This is a genomic window from Sphingomonas sp. PEI4, from assembly GCF_056679955.1.
Genome location: NZ_JBWXPI010000003.1, coordinates 16436 through 35033 on the forward strand (window position 1 = coordinate 16436; position 18598 = coordinate 35033).

Consider the following 18598-nt stretch of genomic DNA (forward strand, 5'->3'; position numbering starts at 1 on the left):
TCGATGCCCCGGTTTTACCGCGTTATACCCCGTGAATAGCGGCGAGAGCATTTTCGCAATGTACAACGATAACGAGCCATTGCGTCGCTTAAGCTTCGCAGGGAGTTCTGCGAGGTCGACACTCTCAACACTTGCTCTAAATCAGCTATATCAAGCTCAAATGTATGTTCGTTACAATCGCAGACCGGTGTTGATCTAGGATAATATCGGTAGAACCGAATCAGGAGTAATTTGGCACGAGCTTACGGCGACTCGGCTTGAAACGGTCGGCACAATACAGTGCCTATTGATCGGTTCACGCCACAACTCCGCTATTGTCGCCCCGTCATGGATGTCCCTGATATGCGCGATACGCCAAAAACAACTGCTTACGAGCGACTGACGCTTTCCGAGCTGGACGCTGCTACCTCATCCCCCGACCTTAACTGCCGTTGCGTCCATCTAAACCGCGCCGTCGTACTAGCCTGTCAAGGCGAGTGTGCCCGCGATGCCAACCCAACATTTAATAGACGAACCAAAGCGTGGGAGCGGAAAGGAACCATTGCCTATGCCAAACGAGAAGCGGTTTTATCGGCCCTAGAACACTGCAATTATAACTTGAAAGCGACCGCCTCGCTGCTGGAGGTGAGCCGGACCTCCGTCTACCGAATGATAGACGTTTACCGCATCGAGCAGCCGATCGAGATGATCCTTGTCGAAGCGAAGGAGGGGGTCAACGCGACCGTCACTGATCTCAAAACGGACCCGATCGTGACCTCAAGGTCGAAATTTCAAGATGGGAACCTAATGATCATTGCACAGGCTCGCCAATACTAGTTCAAAAGTCGCAATGCCGCGGAGACACCCTCCGCCGTAGTGACGCTTTTCTGCGGTCTTTAGCAAGCGATGTACCCCGCTTTAGGGCACCCTCGTGAGCAATTACCCCAATCTGCCACAACAGAATGTTAGAATGATGCGCGTAGGCTTTAGGCCTCCGCATTGCGCTTTATTACATGTGCATTAAGTCTTACATCGTCCACAACTTCGAACCGACTGGAAGCTGTCCAGATGACCTTAGCACGTTTTTCAGGTCAACGATCCCGCCGCCCTTAACTAACATTCCAGCAAAATGGCCGAAGTTATGGATCAAGACACAGTGTGGTACCGCCAGCACGATAAGATCGTATTCGGCATCCGGTTCGGACACCATCTCCAGTCCATATTCATGCAGCGCCTCTTGCGCCGAAACGATAGGATCGTGAACATCGACGCGGTGGCCAAGATCGCAGAACTCAGCGATCAAGTCTGCAACCTTGGAGTTGCGCAGGTCAGGCACGTCCTGCTTAAACGCAAGGCCAAGGATGAGTACGCGGCCCGGGCCGGCAGCGTGCCAGTTATGGACGTCCTTCGCCACCCAGGTCGCCATGCCGTCGTTCATGTCCCGGCCTGCCAAGATGATCCGCGGCTCGCAGCCCAGTTCGGTCGCCCGGTGCGCGAGATAATAGGGATCCACGCCGATGCAGTGGCCTCCGACAAGCCCCGGTTCGAACTTCAGAAAATTCCACTTGGTGCTGGCCGCCGCTAGTACGTCCCAGACCGACAAGTCCATCTTCGCAAATATCTGCGTAATCTCATTGACGAATGCGATGTTGATATCGCGCTGTGCGTTCTCGATCACCTTCGCCGCTTCCGCTGCTTTAATCGAGGCTGCGCGGAACACGCCCCCGCTCGTCACCTTTCCGTATAGATCGGCGATCGCCTCGAGCACCTCGGGCGTCTGGCCTGACACGACTTTGGTAATTCTGTCGATGGTGTGTTCGCGGTCGCCGGGATTGATGCGTTCGGGTGAATAGCCGAGGAAGAAGTCGTTACCACAAGTCAGCTTGCTGACCCGTTCAAGTTCAAGGCCGCATATCTCTTCGGTCACACCTGGATAGACAGTGCTCTCATAAACGACGATCGATCGTCGATCGGCTTTGAGCATGGCGCCTACGGTTCGTGTCGCGGCCATGACTATCGACAGGTCTGGACGATTATCGGCATCGACCGGTGTCGGCACGGTAACGATATAAAAGTCTGCATCGGGGCAGCTTGCGGGATCAGTTGTCAGGCGAAGGCTCGACGCAGCTAGGCGGTCCAGATCGATTTCGCGTGTGCGGTCATACCCGCGGCTTAATTCGGCGATGCGACCCGCGTCCACATCGAGCCCCCACGTCTCGAACGATTTGGCTAAGGCAATCGCGAGCGGCAATCCGACATAGCCAAGTCCGATTACTACAATGCGTGTGTTTGCGATCATGTTCAGTCCCGCGGTTATACCTCATCGGTCTTTTACCGGTAACGCTTTAATGACAGGTTGCCGCAGGCGCGATTCAACACCTCAATATGCACATCCATGCAGTCGGGGGCGTCTACCCCGTTATTGTGTGTCGCCTTCCATCATATTGCGTGGGGTGGCCCCTAAATGACTCGAAAGGGCTCGGCTCTTAGATAAGAGTGCGGCACCTGACTGATGGTACGACCAGGCGTTACAATAAAAGCAAGGTCCTTTCTGGTGTTCAATGCCGGGGGCAGTGGAAAATGTGCAGATCGTCCAGGAGACGTATTTGTCCGGTATGAGCGTGTCACTCGTCTCCCGCTGGCACCGAGGTTGGCGATCGGCTTGACGTGCTGACGACGTTGGTCGAGACGTACGAAAGCCGGCGCTGGCAATTGAACCGCTGGATCCCGTACCCACGACCAAGGCGGTGATGAAGATGAGCAGCTACCCCGACGCCGAACTCGCGGCGCCAATCGGGCAGTCGCGGGCGACGGAGATATTAGCGCGTCATTGTGGCTAACCCTCTCCGTGATCCGCAAGATTGCCGAAGCGTGGCGCGTACCTGAAAAGTTGCTTATGCAGGACTATGCGGTGGCGAAGGCGTAGGCAGATAACATGCAATATTTCTGCAAAAGCATTATGTCGCTGGCGCGTCTGATCATCCTATCAGGCTGTGGCTAGGCGTCAGCGCCCGCTCCCGTAACGGTCAAGGTGACTGAGGATCCAGTAGTGGCGGATCTTGACCGGATGCAGGCTGGGATACGGATCGCGGCTGCCAACAAGCGGATCGACGAATTGGTGCTACAAGTCGGCGTGCTGCAGATGGCTCCGGAAAAGCTGAATCTCAAGCTTCTGACCCGCCGTGTGGAGGCGTTGGAAGCCAAGGATTATGGCAACGCGGCTAACCTGGGAATGTTCTTGGGAAAACCCATGTCCGACCCTGATCAAACGCATCGGCCACTCCCGAGACCAAGCGAGACGCGACAGGATAAGCCGCTCAAGGCGTTAAAATTGGGTGCGCCGGAGTTCGAAACCAAGTCGCGCCTTACGACGTCTAACGAAGCGAAGGCGTTCAACCGGACTAAGTAGGCACAACAATCGATAGGAGTGTTTTGTAGAAATGGGCCGGAATTACCGGCCCATTTTACTTAATTGCTATCAGAGTTGTTGTCGTCCTCGTGATCGACGATCAGGTACGTCACACCCGCGAGGATACCGATACCAATGATGATCGGAGCGATGCTCGAATCCTGAAGGCCAGCCAGTTTGCTGGACTTCGACGTAGGCGTGCCTGCACGAACCGTAGAAAGCGAGAGCGACCCAGCAGAATTTGCTGCGGCAGGGGCAGCGCTTGCTGCGACCGGGATGGCGGTCAAAGCGATAGCCGATGCGGCGAGGGTCAGTTTTTTAATCATTAGGTCACTCCAAGTATCGACCAGTCCGATCGCCCAAGGCAAACGATTACAACGGTTGAGGGTTCCTGCTGCCAGATCGATTAAATGTGTGCGGTATGGAAATACGCCAGCCCGGCGAAATGCGTTGTTGGTTGGGACGACGTCGTATGTAAAATTGCCGAATGCCTCGGATTGGAGCGAGCATCGCCGTGAATATCCCTCCTGTTTGCATTCAAGGAACCGGGGACGAGGCGTCCGAGCGAAAAATTTAGCTGTACTTCATTAGGAGGCCGAGTCTTCAGCGCGGTAGCGCCGCACGTAGCGTACAGAGGTGGTTCTAGGAATCTGAACAGCGGGGATAAGTGGATTGCCGATCTGACAGCGGCCATGCTGGCCGCGAAGAGGAAGCAAGATGAGCAAGCGACCCCGCCGGAACCACAGTCCGGCATTCAAGGCCAAGGTGGCGCTGGCTGCTGTGAAGGGTGAGAAGACGCTGGCCGAGCTGGCGCAGGAGTATGAGGTGCACCCGAACCTCATCAACCAGTGGCGGTCCAAGCTGCTGGAGGGGGCGGCAGACGTGTTCGGAGCGGTTCCGGCAGCGAGCGAACCAGCGGTCGATATAACCGTGCTGCACGCCAAGATTGGTGAGCTGACGCTGGCGAACGATTTTTTGGCCGGTGCGCTCGGGAAGGCCGGTCTGTTGCCGAGCGCAAAGCGATGATCGACCGTGACCATGAGTTGCCGCTGACCCATCAGGCGCAGCAGCTCGAGATCAGCCGCGGCAGCATCTACTATCTTCCGCGGCCTGTATCCTCGGCTGACCTGGCGATCATGCGCCGGATCGACGAACTTCATCTGCTCTATCCGTTCGCCGGGAGCCGGATGCTGCGCGATCTGCTCCGTCAGGAGGATGTGAGCATCGGACGACGGCATGTTGCGACGCTGATGAAGCGGATGGGGCTAGAGGCGATCTACCGCCGTCCGAACACGTCGAAACCGGCGACGGGTCACAAGATCTATCCCTATCTGCTGCGCAAGCTGGCGGTGACGCGGCCGAACCAAGTTTGGGCGACCGATATCACGTATGTGCCCATGGCGCGCGGTTTCGTCTATCTGGTCGCTATCGTCGATTGGTTTACCCGGCGGGTGCTGGCTTGGCGGGTGTCGATCTCAATGGATGTCGCGTTTTGTATCGAGGCACTGGAGGAAGCGCTCGCCCGTTATGGCAAGCCTACGATCTTCAACAGCGACCAGGGCTCGCAATTTACCAGTGCGGCTTTCACCGCTGTCCTTCACCGAGAGAAGATCGCCATTAGCATGGATGGAAAGGGTTGCTGGCGCGACAACGTGTTCGTGGAGCGCCTCTGGCGCTCGGTGAAATACGAGGACGTGTACCTCAACGCATACACCTCAGTCCCGGAAGCACGCGCCGGCATCGGCCGATACTTTGCATTTTATAACAGCATCCGGCCACATTCAGCCCTTGGTACCAGGACACCGGACCAGGTATACTTCGACCAGCCGCTTCTCGCAGCGGCATGATCAACCAGCGGCGATCCACTTATCCAGACCGCGAGCCTGTTCAGACAACCGGGGCCACCTCTGTACCTCAAGATTGGGTGCAGCCAAAAGGTCGGATGGCGGTCCACGCTTACCTAACATGAGCTCGGTAACGTGGCTGGCTCTACAAGCTGTAGTCGGCACCACTCACGCAAACTCGTAACCTGAAATCGGCGCTGCATAGCTTGACGCAGATCGTTTTGATTCATTAATCGTTGCCCCAGACGAGTATGCGCTTCGAACAAACTTCAAAATGTTACTATTAGGGTCTTTCAGTGGCTCCAATGCAAGTCCAACAGAGGTGGCCCCGGTTGTCTGAACAGGCTCGCGGTCTGGATAAGTGGATCGCCGCTGGTTGATCATGCCGCTGCGAGAAGCGGCTGGTCGAAGTATACCTGGTCCGGTGTCCTGGTACCAAGGGCTGAATGTGGCCGGATGCTGTTATAAAATGCAAAGTATCGGCCGATGCCGGCGCGTGCTTCCGGGACTGAGGTGTATGCGTTGAGGTACACGTCCTCGTATTTCACCGAGCGCCAGAGGCGCTCCACGAACACGTTGTCGCGCCAGCAACCCTTTCCATCCATGCTAATGGCGATCTTCTCTCGGTGAAGGACAGCGGTGAAAGCCGCACTGGTAAATTGCGAGCCCTGGTCGCTGTTGAAGATCGTAGGCTTGCCATAACGGGCGAGCGCTTCCTCCAGTGCCTCGATACAAAACGCGACATCCATTGAGATCGACACCCGCCAAGCCAGCACCCGCCGGGTAAACCAATCGACGATAGCGACCAGATAGACGAAACCGCGCGCCATGGGCACATACGTGATATCGGTCGCCCAAACTTGGTTCGGCCGCGTCACCGCCAGCTTGCGCAGCAGATAGGGATAGATCTTGTGACCCGTCGCCGGTTTCGACGTGTTCGGACGGCGGTAGATCGCCTCTAGCCCCATCCGCTTCATCAGCGTCGCAACATGCCGTCGTCCGATGCTCACATCCTCCTGACGGAGCAGATCGCGCAGCATCCGGCTCCCGGCGAACGGATAGAGCAGATGAAGTTCGTCGATCCGGCGCATGATCGCCAGGTCAGCCGAGGATACAGGCCGCGGAAGATAGTAGATGCTGCCGCGGCTGATCTCGAGCTGCTGCGCCTGATGGGTCAGCGGCAACTCATGGTCACGGTCGATCATCGCTTTGCGCTCGGCAACAGACCGGCCTTCCCGAGCGCACCGGCCAAAAAATCGTTCGCCAGCGTCAGCTCACCAATCTTGGCGTGCAGCACGGTTATATCGACCGCTGGTTCGCTCGCTGCCGGAACCGCTCCGAACACGTCTGCCGCCCCCTCCAGCAGCTTGGACCGCCACTGGTTGATGAGGTTCGGGTGCACCTCATACTCCTGCGCCAGCTCGGCCAGCGTCTTCTCACCCTTCACAGCAGCCAGCGCCACCTTGGCCTTGAATGCCGGACTGTGGTTCCGGCGGGGTCGCTTGCTCATCTTGCTTCCTCTTCGCGGCCAGCATGGCCGCTGTCAGATCGGCAATCCACTTATCCCCGCTGTTCAGATTCCTAGAACCACCTCTCAACACCAGCCGGTCGAGCCTCGATATCACGATGCTGACAAGCGGATAGAAGATAAGTAGGCCCGCCATCAACCGCTGCGACCAAACAGTCCCACAGCCCTGTAAGGTGACGTGCTTGCGCTTGAGCTCGCGACTGACTGCCGACCAGTCTGGCTCTGCCCGCTCCGCGTTGCGGCTACTCCATAGAACTCCCGTTCGAGCGCCGTATCTGTCAGCACCTCCGGCGAAGGCCACGTCAACGCTGACGCCCGAAAGCGTTGCAGCATCACACGCACTCCCTTGCTCCCGACGCCCACTCGTCGCGCGACCTCCCGCGAGGACACCCCCCCCGTCATACGTCAGCCGCAAAATCTTTCGCAGCTTGCGCATTGCCATTCGCTCCGTCGGCATCGGCCACCCCATAAGGGAGCAGCCTGCGACGACCGGATCGGTCCGCGAAGCATCCTCTGCTGCGCGGCGATGAAGGTGAGACAGCAGCGTCAATCAAGATGAGACTCCGTTTGGGGCTGTCGGCGTAGGGCGTAGCCCGGAGCCGACAGCCCCAAACGGAAGCCCTTTCGAAGGGCTTTGGTGGTCGTGACCGGCCTACATCTGGGCTTTTCCTTGGGGGAAGAGCGCAGGTGAGCGGTCGACACGTCAACGATCATCAAACGAGGCTCTTTATGAAACATCGTCAAAGCGACCCGGTGCCCGTGGCAGCGGCCAAGGCCGGTATCAGCCGGGCGACCGCCTATCGACTGCTCAAGGGCGGCAAACTCCCGTCCCAGAAGGCGGAGCCGCGAGGTCGGCGCCGACCAGACCCGCTGGCAGAGATCTTCGACACCGAGATTGTCCCACTTCTCCAGGCGGCTCCCGGCCTGCGGGCCGTTGCCATATTTGAGGAGATGCTTCGCCGGCATTCGGATCTGTCGCCCGGTATCCGGAGGACCCTGGAGCGGCGCATCCGGACATGGCGTGCGCGGCATGGTCAGGACCAGGAAGTCATTTTCCGTCAGACCCACGAGCCCGGCCACATGGGCCTGTCGGACTTCACCGATATGGGCGACCTCGATGTGCCCGTCACGGTCGCCGGCGAGCCGCTCAAGCATCTCCTCTATCACTTCCGGTTGGTCTGGTCGGGTTTCGAGCACGCCCATGTCATCCTCGGCGGCGAGAGCTATGTCGCCTTGGCCGAGGGACTGCAGAACGCCCTGTGGGCGGTAGGCGGCGCGCCACGCCTACACCGCAGTGACAGCCTGTCGGCCGCATTCCGCAATCTCGACGCTGACGCCAGAGTTGACCTGACGCGGCGATATGATGCGCTTTGCGAGCATTATGCGATGGAGCCGACGCGCAACAATCGCGGTGTCGCCCATGAGAACGGCGCTATCGAAAGCCCCCACGGCCATCTCAAATATGCCGTAAACGACGCACTGTTGATGCGCGGATCCGGCGACTTCGACGATTTGACCGCCTATCGCGCCTTCATCGACGAGATCGTCGCGCGCAAGAACCGACGCAACGCGGCTCGTATCGATGCCGAGCGCGCAACGCTGCAGCCGCTCCCGCAGCTTCGCACCGGCGACTATGAGGAGAGCATTGTCCCCGTCACCTCGACCAGCAGCTTCACGCTGAAGAAGGTCTTCTACACGGTCCCGTCGCGCCTCATCGGCCACAGGCTGAGGGTCCGCCTGTATGACGACCGCCTCGATATCTTCCTCGGCGCGACGCGTCTCATGACGCTCCGTCGCGGACGAACGCCCAGCGACGGCAAGCACGGACACGTCGTCGACTACCGGCACGTCATTCACAGCCTGCGGCGCAAACCTATGGCGCTGATGAACCTCGTCTACCGCGACCAGATCTTTCCGCGCGAAGCGTATCGCCGGACATTCGACCGTCTTATCGAACAACTGCCCGAGCGCGTCGCCTGCAAGATCATGGTCGAGTTGCTCTCGCTCGCGCATGAGCGGGGTTGCGAAGCAGAGCTGGCAGATGTTCTGGCAGCGGATCTGGACGCCAGGCGCCTGCCAGACCTCACGCAGCTACGAGCACGCTTCTCACCAGACCCGGCCAGCTTGCCGGTCGTCTCGGTGCAATTGCCCTCGCTTGCCGTCTACGACACTCTGCTGACGGGAGCGGCCGCATGAACCCCGCTGTCGACACCCAGCGCCTCGCATTCATCCTCAACGAACTGCGTCTGCCTGCCATCAAGCAGGCCTGGCTCCAGTTCGCTGAACGCGCCGACAAGGAGGCGTGGCCGGCCACCCGCTTCCTCGCCGCGCTCGCCGAGCATGAGATCGCCGAACGCGACCGGCGACGCATCGAGCGGCACCTGGCAGAAGCACGCCTGCCACCAGGCAAGACCCTCGACACCTTCGACTTCACCAACGTGCCGATGATCTCGAAGGCTCACATCATGGCGCTCTGCGCCGGCGACAGCTGGCTCGAGAAGGGGGCCAACCTCATCATGATTGGCGGACCGGGCGGCGGGAAGAGCCATCTCGCCGCTGCAATCGGCATGGCACTCATCGAGGCGGGCTGGCGCGTCCTGTTCACCCGTACCTCGGATCTCGTCCAGAAACTGCAGATCGCGCGCCGTGAGCTCGCCCTCGAAAGTGCGATCGCCAAGCTCGACAAATATCACCTGCTCGTGCTCGACGATCTCGCCTACGTCACCAAGGACCAGGCCGAAACCTCCGTCCTCTTCGAACTGATTAGCGCCCGCTACGAACGCCGATCAACCCTCATTACCGCCAACCAGCCATTCGGCGACTGGTCGCGCGTATTCCCTGACCCCGCCATGACGCTCGCCGCTGTCGATCGCCTCGTTCATCATTCCACCATCTTCGAGATGAACGTCGAGAGCTACCGACGCCGCGCAGCCCTCCAGCGACAATCAAGCTGAGACACCGTCTGTCGCGGAGCGGCGATCAAGACCAAAGTTGGCCTTGCATTGCCTGTCGCGCCGCGACAATCTCGCTCCCGTCACGGCCGCAGAGTCTCATCCTGATCGCCGCTACTGTCTCATCCAGATCGCCGCTCAATAATCCTCGTTTCGATCGCGATCACTCAGGAATGGAGCGCGCGATCATCCAGGAACCGCAGAGGTCAGGACTGTAGAGCAAGAGGAAACTAACGCTCGCCGCTTCGTTGACTGGACTATCAAGCACCACCGGCGCGACCATGCCGGAACGGCGCAGGCCGGCACCGAAGTTGTGGCTTTCCAATGGCCATGCGGTACGCCCAACCGCAGGCGCTCACCCCGGACCGCGCTGCAGCGGATGATGCTCGATGCCGCCGTTGCCTTCTCGGGTTCTCATCCGTGGAACGTCGCAATGACTAACGGGACGGGTCTGATACTACGGGATCTACATTGCTGGGTTGCCTTCAGCAGCCGGACGAGACTCAAGCCGCGGACCAACTGGCCGCTTACGATTATCTGCGCGGAGCGGCTCGACGGGGCCCCACCGTCCTTGCACTTCTTTGGGCGGGGGCTCGTCCTATGGACGACGCAGGTGGCAAGATAAGAGCCTCCGTAATCATGGCTACGTGTGCGCCAACTCGTACACTAGCATTGCGATAGCCTTCTTCTGGAAAGTGCGCGGGTGCGCTCGCCGGTTGGGCAATGAGATTCGCAGCCGCTCTCTTTCTGACGGCATCATATCGCGTACTCGCGAAACCGTGAGGGAGAGCGGTCCTTCAAAAAGAGGCACTGCATCAACCGCAGTACCGGCGGCAGACCTACTAGCCATGCGTACAAGGGTGGCGCTTTCGTTCCACGGAATGTCCATACGACGTCGTCCCCCCTGCTGTTCTTTCATACCATTGAGCCGATCGTCGCCACTAAATAGGTAAGTATTGGAATCGCTATGCGACACAATCATTGCCTTTCAGCATTCTCGAAATAGAATAACAGACCGTGCGAGAACTCGCCGTCACATGGGCACAGACGTCTTTTGTTAAACCGTGGAGCTGGGCGCAAATATTTTTGAGTTACTGCGGTGGTGGCGCTCTGGTGGCGCTCTGGTGGCTTCAAGGGGAGGCCATTGAGCGCTGCGCAGCAGATTTGGCGAGCTTGATCAGCCCTTTACGGCCCTGATCAACCCCGGCACGCCGATGAGGGTAATGGCTCTTCTTAGATTGTAGGCGAGCGCGGTCAGACTGAACTCGGCGCGAACCTTCTCCAGCCCGCGCATCAGGAATGCGCCCTGGTTCATCCATTGCTTGATCGAGCCGAACGGGTGTTCGACCGTCTCGCGGCGAACGGCAAGAATATCAGGGCGCGCAACCAAGCGCCCCGCCATGCGGTCCAGCACCGCCTCGTTTTCCCAACGGTTGATGCGCCGCCAGCGACTGCTGGTACAGTTCACCTTGATTGCGCAGTCCGAACAGGCGGCGGGGTTGGAATATTGGATGTTGGCGTGGCCGCGCGTCACTGCGCGATAGCTGATGTCGAGGGTCCGGCCACCCGGGCAGTGGTACGCGTCCGCCTCGGCATCGTAGCGAAAGAGATCCTTAGAGAAACGGCCATTGGCGATGGCGCTGCCCCGTCTCGGCCGGGCGACGAAGGGTGTGATACCATTCGCCTCGCATGCTTCGATGTCCTCGCCTTTGTAATAGCCCATGTCGGCGACCACATCGATCTGCTCGACGCCTAGCGCGTCTTTCGCCGCCCCAGCAGTAGGTGCCAGCAGACCCATGTCGGTGCCGGCGTTGGTAACGTGCTGCTCGACGATCAGCTTGTGTTTCGCATCCACCGCTACCTGCGCGTTGTAGCCCACCGTGGTCTTTCGACCCGTGACCATCGCGCGCGCATCGGGGTCGGTTAGCGATATCTGGCTCTCGCCGCTGGCGTTCAGCTCGTGCAGCATCGCCTCCTGGGCCTGACGCCGCTCGCGCACCCTGGCGATCTTTGCGGCCAGCGCCGCGCTGCGGCCAGGCCCATGGCCATCCTCGCCGCAGTCGATGGCGTCCATCTCGGCAAGATACCCCTCAAGCCGCTCGTCGGCCGCGGCAATATACCTGGCCAGCTTGTCACGGGAGAAGTTGCGTCCCGGGTTGTTCACCGCCTTCAGCCGCGTGCCGTCCACCGCCAGCAGCTCGCGCCCGAACAGGTCGAGCTTGCGGCATAGGACGACGAAGGCGCGGAACACTGCCTTGAAGGCGCTCCGGTTGTCGCGGCGAAAGTCAGCGATGGTCTTATAGTCTGGCCGAAGCCCACGCAGCAGCCAGATCAGCTCGAGGTTGCGTGCGGCCTCGGCTTCCAGCCGTCGGCTCGACCGCACCCGGTTGAGATAGCCGTACAGGTACAGCTTGAGCATGTCGCCCGGGTCATAGCCTGGCCGCCCCGTCGCCTTCGGCCGCGACCGATGAAAACCGGCCTCGCCCAGATCGAGGTCATCAACGAACGCGTCGATGAACCGAACCGGACTATCCGCTGCCACATAATCCTCTACCGATGCCGGCAGCAGCAGCGCCTGGTCGCGCGCATGACCCTCGATATATGCCATGATTACAGCATACACCCGTCAGCAACCTTGTGGAATCACCCAGCGAGTTTTCGCACGGTCTGGAATAATATTTTGAGAATGCTGAAAGCGGCTCCCATGACTCCCATATGGTGTCGGTTCTCGAACTCAATCGGGCTGTCGCAGCCATCGTGATAGAGGCAGACGGGAAGATGCTGGTCAGGCCGTTCACCGATGCGTGCCGTCTTACCGAAATGATACTGGATTGGAGCGCGATAGGCGTTAGCGCATGGGTCCATTATATCGGAACATCAAATGCCGCTTTACTGCTAGGCTTACTGCTCGCGCTCGGAGCTTGCAACGACCACAAGCGACCCAGTAACTTCCACGCCAAGCCGAGCGAGAATAAGGCTACTCCCTACAACGCCGTGGCCGAGGGAGAGCAGAAAAAATAACAGACAGGGGGTGACTGGCCTCCATCTCTAAAGGCCAGCCCCGAGGTTATCCCGCTACGTCGTCGGCCTTGCGCTTGCGTGCCACCGGCTTTGCAGCTTCTGCCTTGGCAGCGTTCGTCTGACCGGGCTTGCGACCCAGCCCGATCTTTTTCGCCATAGCGCGACGGCTTTCCGAATACGTCGCAGCGACCATCGGATAGTCGGCCTTGAGGTTATAGCGCTCGCGATATTCCGGAGGCGTCATGCCGTTGGTTGCGAGATGACGGCGCAGCGTTTTGTATGATTTGCCATCAATCATGCTGATGATGTGATCGGGGCTGGCAAGGGACTTCCTAGCCGTGATCGCACCGACATATTCCTTCGGCTCCTCGGCAGGAGTTTTCGATGCCTGCGAACCACCAACAAGCGCCTGAATGCTGATGTGCATCTGCGATAGAAATGCGGGAACGTCATCAGCGGATGTGCGGGTATTTGGATTGCTGAGCCAAGCGATCGTCAACTCGGTAGCGAGTTCGACAGCGTTGGGCTGGTAGGTATCGTCGGGCATAAGGCCTCCATTTAGCTGGCGAGCAAGTATGACCTGATTAGTATTTGTACAAGCGGCCAATCGGATAACGTCCGGCGTACGGTTTCTCGTCGACACTAATGCGTTGATACTTAACTCATTTTGAGCAGCACAATTCCATTTAATTGCTGGGTCCGTAGGGAGGTTTCCGGAATTTCCGTTCGAAAGTCGATTGATCGCGGTGCCGATATTCTGTTGCTCTTCCCAGGGTGGCATTCCGCTGTGCAATGGCGTGGTGCGGAGTTATAGTCACCTTTTTCAATCATCGAGGACACGCATGAACGGCTATGTAGAATTTCAAAGTCCTGAAGGCGACCCGATCGTCGTGAACGTGGATCGCGTGAACTTTGTGCGACGCTTTAGGGGCGGAAATGATGCAAGCGCTGTGAACTTTGAGAAGGGTAATTATGTCGTCGTGAAGGGAAATCTCGCAGACGTGATGAAATCCCTCGAAGAAGGATAGCTGTTCTCTCGACAAACGTATCGCAGAATTGGTAGGCGCGGTCGAATGGGATGAAATCCGATCGCACCAAACGCTTGCACCCACTTCCTACAAATCTCGTCCCGTCCCGATTGGAATAGGTTGTGGGAATTGATTGCTGCCGCGAACTCCCAGATTACCAATTACGGGTATTTTTATGAAGAGAAATACGCGAGTCAAAGCGAGGAGGGCTAACAGCACGCAAGCTGCTCGCCACAGGTGATACTCGCCAAGGTCGCAAAGCTGACTTGAACGAGTCAGTCGAACTCTCTTAAATTCCAAAGACTCACTGCCGGGTTTTGAAATCTAGAACTGAACTCCGATTTCGATTGGAAGCTAATTACTACTGATCTTCTTGACGTAGTATGTAAGGAGTGTGGACCTATTTTCACTGCTCTTTGGGTATCCAGGTAGCAGCGATCGATATAACGATACTTCCGTAACGCTCGTCGGTGAGTTCAGATCAACGTTTCGCTGAACCTTTCGAATGCCGAGCGGGGGATGCCCCGCCCTACCTTCCTTACAAAAGCGTCCTAATTTAACCGATGATATATCTTTGTTTTCTTTATTATGATCCAAATTGCCGCCTGATGAACGCCGGTTTGGGGTGGGTGAAGCTGTGATGGGTGCAGTAGTTGTCCTGATTGAGCCAAATCCACTGCACGCAAAACTATTTTCAGACCTTATCCGCGTTGCGGGTTATCATTGTATTACCGCGCTATCAGGAAGGGAGGGCCGCGCAATCACGGCCGCAGTGCATCCTGAGCTTGTGATACTCGATATTGTCCTCCCCGACTGCGATGGCCGCGACCTTATTCTTGATATGCGACGCGACGAGATAACCGCCGACATTCCTATCATGGTACTCACTGCGGCTGACGGTATAAAAAACGAGTATGAATGCCGGGCATTTGGCGCAACGGCATTCGTTAGTAAGCCTGTTCACCTTTCCGAACTACGGGATCAAATCGAAAGCGCCATTAGCGTCGCCGTTTCGAGGCATATGACACCGTAATGATTTAGTTTGAGGATGAGGGTAAGCCGTACCCTGTCCGCGACATCACGGCTTCGTCGAAGCTACAATCCAAGCCAAACTGAGCGCCGGGCAGCATCCTTCCAGCCCGCAGTTGTCCGCCCGGGCGGCTGTTGCACACGTCTTAAAACCAGGGCGAAAACGGAAAACCCCGTAGGGCAGCATCCGTGGTCCGCGGCTTCCTGCTTTGGAGGATATGTACACCTTCCGGTGCCCAATTTCCTTCACAGTTGCGGACACTCAAAGCGCTTTCGTCGCGTCCTGGAACCAGCCGTCCGTTCAGCTTCACGTGTCGTCTGACTGGCGGTGTCGCGATCGGCTAGGCGAGCTTCCCTCCAGATGCCTTATCTGGAAAAGGCCATCGCGTGGCATCGGTTCATCTCTACCGGTCATAGCGATGGCGCGATGCTACCCTCGATGCGCCCGCCGGAGCGCTTAAACGCCTTCCGCGATAGGGCGTATTGGTGCGAGATTCCGGATCTTCTGGTCAGCTTACAACTTCCCCCTCTAGCCGAACTACCGTCAATCCCTCGATGTAGCCGCTTGACCTTGCCCCTGCCTGACGTCTCCCTTGGCTGATAGGACTCGATCAGCAAAGGGATTTGCATGAAGGACGGAGTGAGGGCGCGCTACACGCTTGAGTTCAAACAGGAAGCAGTGTGGTTGGTGCGGGGCGGAGAGACGCTGGCGTCAGCGGCGCGGACGCTGGGCGTGTCTGCGCAATCGCTGAATAACTGGGTATAAAGCAGAGGCCGCAGGTCGTCTCCGGGACGTTCGGGGCAAGGATCTGACCGCCGAACAGATGGAGATTGCGCGACTGAAGGCGGAGCTGTCGCGGGTGCGCATGGAGCGCGACATCTTAAAAAAAGCGACGGCGTACTTCGCGAGGGAGTCGCGGTGAGGTACGCCTTTATCGAGCGGCATCGCGATATCTGGCCTATCGTAGTCCAGTGCCGCGTCTTGCAGGTTAGCGCCAGCGGCTATCACCAGCACCGATTACACCAAGCCGCAGATGGCGGGCTGAACCAGCCAAACCGCCGGCTCAGCGACACGGCATTGGCGGTTCACATCAAAGCGGTCTTCACCGAGATGAAGGGGGCCTATGGCTGGCCCAGGATATGGCGTCAGCTTGCCACGCGCGGCATCCGGGCGGGCAAGGAGCGCGTTCGCAGAATGATGAAGGCCTGCGGCCTGCGCGCCCGTGGCAAGCGGCGGTTCAAGGCAACCACGAACAGCGCACATGATCTGCCGGTGGCGCCGAACCTGCTGGCGCGTAACTTCACCGTAGATGCGCCAAACGAGGTATGGACGGGCGATATCACCTACATCTGGACCGAAGAGGGCTGGCTTTACCTTGCCGTGGTGATCGACCTGTTCAACCGGCAGGTGGTCGGCTTTGCGATGGGCGAGCGCATGACACGGACGCTGGTAATGGATGCGTTGCGCATGGCCTGGTTTCGGCGCCATCCCGCGCCGGGCCTGATCTTCCATTCCGATCGCGGCAGCCAATATGCTAGCAACGATTACCGGAAGCTCGTTGCTGCGTTCAAAATGACCAGCTCGATGAGCCGCAAAGGCGATTGCTGGGACAACGCCGTGACCGAGACACTGTTCGGCTCGCTAAAGGTCGAGCGGCTCCATGGCATGCGCTTCGACACGCGGCGCCTGGCCAAGGACGAGGTGATGGATTGGATCGCCTTCTACAACCATCGACGGCTTCATTCGACGCTGGGTTATACCAGTCCGATGGCCTTCGAACAGAAATGGCTTGCCCGGCAAATTAGCTTGGCAGCATAGTCTCCACGTCAAGGGAGACGTGTGACGGGGGCAAGGTCACTATCTCGTGTCCGTAGCCATCCGCGCCGGTGTAGGTTCGACTTTACCATCGCCGATCCCATCAGCGACTATGACGAACAGCCCAATCCGCTGGCTGTTCCAGGGTTAGACTGGCGCCGCGTCGTTACCCGCTACGACCGACGCCCGACCGTCTTCTTCTCCGACGTCGCGCTCTCAGCTACCGTCGTCTTCTGGCTATGATCAATGAGACCGCACTCGAACATTTCGCGCTCCATGCCGATTGGCAACCGGTGGCGTCCCCGGCGACCGCAGCCACAACAGTGTGCACCGGACAGAACGCCGCTTCTTGGTCTCCATCGCACGCTCCCGGTCTCGAAGCGTTGCCACGAGCGATTAAATCCTCCCAATACTAACGGACGTGTATGGTGAAATCAGCTTGAACCCGCCGCCACGGGGCAACAGTCGAGCCTCCAATATAACGACGTGTCAGAAAGCTAACATGTCGACATTTCGACATGTTTGGGCATCCTCGGGCATGGCAGGACCCTCGGACCATTTTGCCGGCGTGCGTAGCGTACTGATGAATTTCTACTCGAAAGCACGAACTGAAGTGCTGTGATGGCCTGCTTGCCCTGTAAAACAGGAGATGGGATGCCAAAAGTTCGTGCTTTCGAGTAGGAATGGCTAATGACCCGATCGCCCACCGTAAAGCGCACCAAGGATGGCAAGACAACGCCATCCAGGATTCCCCAAGGCGAGCTCTTCCTGCTCGACAGCCCTCTGTACGGCGAAATCCGCGGCGAGCGATCGCTGATGGCCTTCCCGTTCTTCGCGCTCAGCAAGAATGCGTGGATGAAGCCGCTCAGCTACCAGACTGATACCGTCACGATCGAGGTCCGCCCGAGCGCCAGCGGCGTGGCTACGATCTACGACAAGGAGATCGTTCTATACATCGCGAGTCTCATGGCCGCCAAGCTCGAGGCGGGCGAGGACGTCGCACAGGATTTCGTGTTCACCGCGCACGATCTGTTCAGCGTGACTGGCAGCAACCACAGCGCGCGCTCTTATGGCCGGTTGTCGGAGGCGCTGGAGCGGCTCCAGGGCACGCAGATCAAGACCAATATCGAAGCGGGTGGCGAAGGGGAGGAAGGATTTTTCTCGTGGTTGTCTGAGGCAAAGCTGCATTATAACAAGACGCGGGCCGGCGAACGGCGGTTGAAAGCGGTCAAGGTACGGCTCTGCGACTGGCTGTTCCGGGCGATCCTGCTCGATCGTCATGTCCTCGACTACGCCGCGGCGTACTTTCAACTGGGGCCGATCGAACGGCGGATCTACGAAGTCGCACGCTCGACCGGTGATGGCGACGGGTTCGAGATCGACCTCGCGACCTTCCGCCTGCAGATCGGCTATCAGAATCCGCTAGCCAACTTCCGTACGGCACTACGGCAAATCGCGAGCACCGACACGATTCCGGATTACCGGCTTGAACTGATCGAGACCGTCAACGATCCCAAAGCGGTGGTCGATACCGCCAAGCGCGGCCGCAAGAGCAACCCGGTCAAGGTCGTAATCACCCGACGTCCGGCATTGCTCGTGGAGCCGGAGCCATCGATCGGTGCACCGCCGGAATCGGTGCGGGAAGGCGGCCGAGGATCGATGCGCGACTCGCTTTCCGAATCGCGACGTGAATCGGCATCGTCCGATTCGGAAGAGACATCGTGAATTGATACTCGAAAGCACGAATTGGTCAATGAATTGATACTCGAAAGCACGAACTTTCGGCCTCAGAATGTAAGGTAATTCGCAATTGATACTCGAAAGCACGAACCGGAGGTGCTTTCGCTATTCGAAATTTGCTGCGAAAATCGGGAATGTCAGCGCTGATGCTGGCACGACCGAAGATGGAGTGGCTGTGACCCCATAAAGGAAAGCCCGGCACGAGGCCGGGCATCCCAAGCTTAAATGGAGCGACGTCGCCAAACGTCGATCC

General features: G+C 58.4%; 14 protein-coding genes and 2 pseudogenes. 11 read left to right on the plus strand and 5 right to left on the minus strand.

Annotated elements, in window-relative coordinates:
* Positions 1-342 precede the first annotated feature (342 nt).
* Positions 343-816, plus strand: a complete 474-nt coding sequence (locus AC1MLZ_RS21200; protein WP_480961951.1) for a hypothetical protein — start codon at positions 343-345, stop codon at positions 814-816.
* A gap of 190 nt (positions 817-1006) precedes the next feature.
* Here the strand turns inward: AC1MLZ_RS21200 and AC1MLZ_RS21205 are convergent, their stop codons facing one another.
* Entirely contained in the window at positions 1007-2278 is a 1272-nt protein-coding gene (locus tag AC1MLZ_RS21205; protein WP_480961952.1) for a nucleotide sugar dehydrogenase, read from the minus strand.
* Positions 2279-3028: 750 nt separating this feature from the next.
* Between AC1MLZ_RS21205 and AC1MLZ_RS21210 the strand changes: the two genes are divergently transcribed.
* Positions 3029-3388 (plus strand): hypothetical protein, encoded by a 360-nt coding sequence (locus tag AC1MLZ_RS21210; RefSeq protein WP_480961953.1) that lies wholly within the window; start codon positions 3029-3031, stop codon positions 3386-3388.
* Between the two features lie 59 nt (positions 3389-3447).
* Here AC1MLZ_RS21210 and AC1MLZ_RS21215 read toward each other — a convergent pair whose 3' ends face one another.
* A complete protein-coding gene (locus tag AC1MLZ_RS21215; RefSeq protein WP_480961954.1) occupies positions 3448-3714 on the minus strand; it encodes a hypothetical protein in 267 nt (88 codons plus the stop codon).
* A gap of 391 nt (positions 3715-4105) precedes the next feature.
* Here AC1MLZ_RS21215 and AC1MLZ_RS21220 point away from each other — a divergent pair.
* A protein-coding gene (locus tag AC1MLZ_RS21220) for an IS3 family transposase (protein ID WP_128082060.1) occupies positions 4106-5235 on the plus strand; the annotation gives its coding sequence in 2 pieces (ribosomal slippage) (positions 4106-4367 and positions 4367-5235; 1131 coding nt in all).
* A 377-nt stretch (positions 5236-5612) separates the two neighbouring features.
* Here the strand turns inward: AC1MLZ_RS21220 and AC1MLZ_RS21225 are convergent.
* Positions 5613-6742 (minus strand): IS3 family transposase gene (locus tag AC1MLZ_RS21225; protein ID WP_128082060.1). Its coding sequence is split into 2 segments (ribosomal slippage): positions 5613-6481 and positions 6481-6742, totalling 1131 coding nucleotides; the frame shifts between segments, so codons are not numbered across the junction.
* A gap of 705 nt (positions 6743-7447) precedes the next feature.
* Here AC1MLZ_RS21225 and istA point away from each other — a divergent pair.
* Together istA and istB are read left to right on the plus strand one after the other, a co-directional pair.
* Positions 7448-8956, plus strand: a complete 1509-nt coding sequence (istA, locus tag AC1MLZ_RS21230; protein WP_151989758.1) for an IS21 family transposase — start codon at positions 7448-7450, stop codon at positions 8954-8956.
* A complete protein-coding gene (gene istB / locus AC1MLZ_RS21235) occupies positions 8953-9714 on the plus strand; it encodes an IS21-like element helper ATPase IstB (RefSeq protein ID WP_159513485.1) in 762 nt (253 codons plus the stop codon). Before istA ends, istB begins: the two co-directional genes overlap by 4 nt.
* A gap of 1174 nt (positions 9715-10888) precedes the next feature.
* Here the strand turns inward: istB and AC1MLZ_RS21240 are convergent.
* On the minus strand, positions 10889-12319 hold the full coding sequence (locus AC1MLZ_RS21240; RefSeq protein ID WP_480961955.1) for an IS1182 family transposase: 1431 nt from the start codon (positions 12317-12319) through the stop codon (positions 10889-10891).
* 107 nt (positions 12320-12426) lie between these two features.
* Between AC1MLZ_RS21240 and AC1MLZ_RS21245 the strand changes: the two genes are divergently transcribed.
* Positions 12427-12732 (plus strand): hypothetical protein, encoded by a 306-nt coding sequence (locus AC1MLZ_RS21245; protein ID WP_480961956.1) that lies wholly within the window; start codon positions 12427-12429, stop codon positions 12730-12732.
* Positions 12733-12778: 46 nt separating this feature from the next.
* On the opposite strand, the gene AC1MLZ_RS21250 is transcribed toward AC1MLZ_RS21245, so the two are convergent.
* Positions 12779-13279 carry a Ros/MucR family transcriptional regulator gene (locus AC1MLZ_RS21250; protein ID WP_480961957.1) on the minus strand — a complete coding sequence of 167 codons (501 nt, stop codon included), beginning with the start codon at positions 13277-13279 and terminating at the stop codon, positions 12779-12781.
* A gap of 295 nt (positions 13280-13574) precedes the next feature.
* On the opposite strand from AC1MLZ_RS21250, the gene AC1MLZ_RS21255 reads away from it, so the two are divergent.
* The 5 genes and pseudogenes from AC1MLZ_RS21255 to AC1MLZ_RS21275 all read left to right on the plus strand — a co-directional run bounded on the left by AC1MLZ_RS21255 (position 13575) and on the right by AC1MLZ_RS21275 (position 18330).
* Complete coding sequence (locus AC1MLZ_RS21255; RefSeq protein WP_480961958.1) at positions 13575-13760, plus strand: hypothetical protein; 186 nt, start codon at positions 13575-13577, stop codon at positions 13758-13760.
* Between the two features lie 598 nt (positions 13761-14358).
* Positions 14359-14793: a response regulator gene (locus AC1MLZ_RS21260; protein WP_480961959.1), complete on the plus strand. Its 435-nt coding sequence runs from the start codon at positions 14359-14361 to the stop codon at positions 14791-14793.
* A gap of 624 nt (positions 14794-15417) precedes the next feature.
* Positions 15418-16608 (plus strand): annotated as a pseudogene (locus tag AC1MLZ_RS21265) (IS3 family transposase).
* A 147-nt stretch (positions 16609-16755) separates the two neighbouring features.
* A pseudogene (locus AC1MLZ_RS21270) lies at positions 16756-16848 on the plus strand (IS5 family transposase); the annotation flags it as partial.
* A 447-nt stretch (positions 16849-17295) separates the two neighbouring features.
* A complete protein-coding gene (locus AC1MLZ_RS21275; protein WP_480961960.1) occupies positions 17296-18330 on the plus strand; it encodes a replication initiator protein A in 1035 nt (344 codons plus the stop codon).
* Positions 18331-18598 lie beyond the last annotated feature (268 nt).

What these genes read in the sequence shown, in the direction of transcription:
- AC1MLZ_RS21200 (WP_480961951.1), top strand. Translation starts at nt 343, where the DNA reads ATGCGCGATACGCCAAAAACAACTGCTTACGAGCGACTGACGCTTTCC.
- AC1MLZ_RS21255 (WP_480961958.1), top strand. Translation starts at nt 13,575, where the DNA reads ATGAACGGCTATGTAGAATTTCAAAGTCCTGAAGGCGACCCGATCGTC.
- istB (WP_159513485.1), top strand. Translation starts at nt 8,953, where the DNA reads ATGAACCCCGCTGTCGACACCCAGCGCCTCGCATTCATCCTCAACGAA.
- AC1MLZ_RS21275 (WP_480961960.1), top strand. Translation starts at nt 17,296, where the DNA reads ATGACCCGATCGCCCACCGTAAAGCGCACCAAGGATGGCAAGACAACG.
- AC1MLZ_RS21245 (WP_480961956.1), top strand. Translation starts at nt 12,427, where the DNA reads ATGGTGTCGGTTCTCGAACTCAATCGGGCTGTCGCAGCCATCGTGATA.
- AC1MLZ_RS21250 (WP_480961957.1), bottom strand. Translation starts at nt 13,279, where the DNA reads ATGCCCGACGATACCTACCAGCCCAACGCTGTCGAACTCGCTACCGAG.
- AC1MLZ_RS21205 (WP_480961952.1), bottom strand. Translation starts at nt 2,278, where the DNA reads ATGATCGCAAACACACGCATTGTAGTAATCGGACTTGGCTATGTCGGA.
- AC1MLZ_RS21215 (WP_480961954.1), bottom strand. Translation starts at nt 3,714, where the DNA reads ATGATTAAAAAACTGACCCTCGCCGCATCGGCTATCGCTTTGACCGCC.
- AC1MLZ_RS21240 (WP_480961955.1), bottom strand. Translation starts at nt 12,319, where the DNA reads ATGGCATATATCGAGGGTCATGCGCGCGACCAGGCGCTGCTGCTGCCG.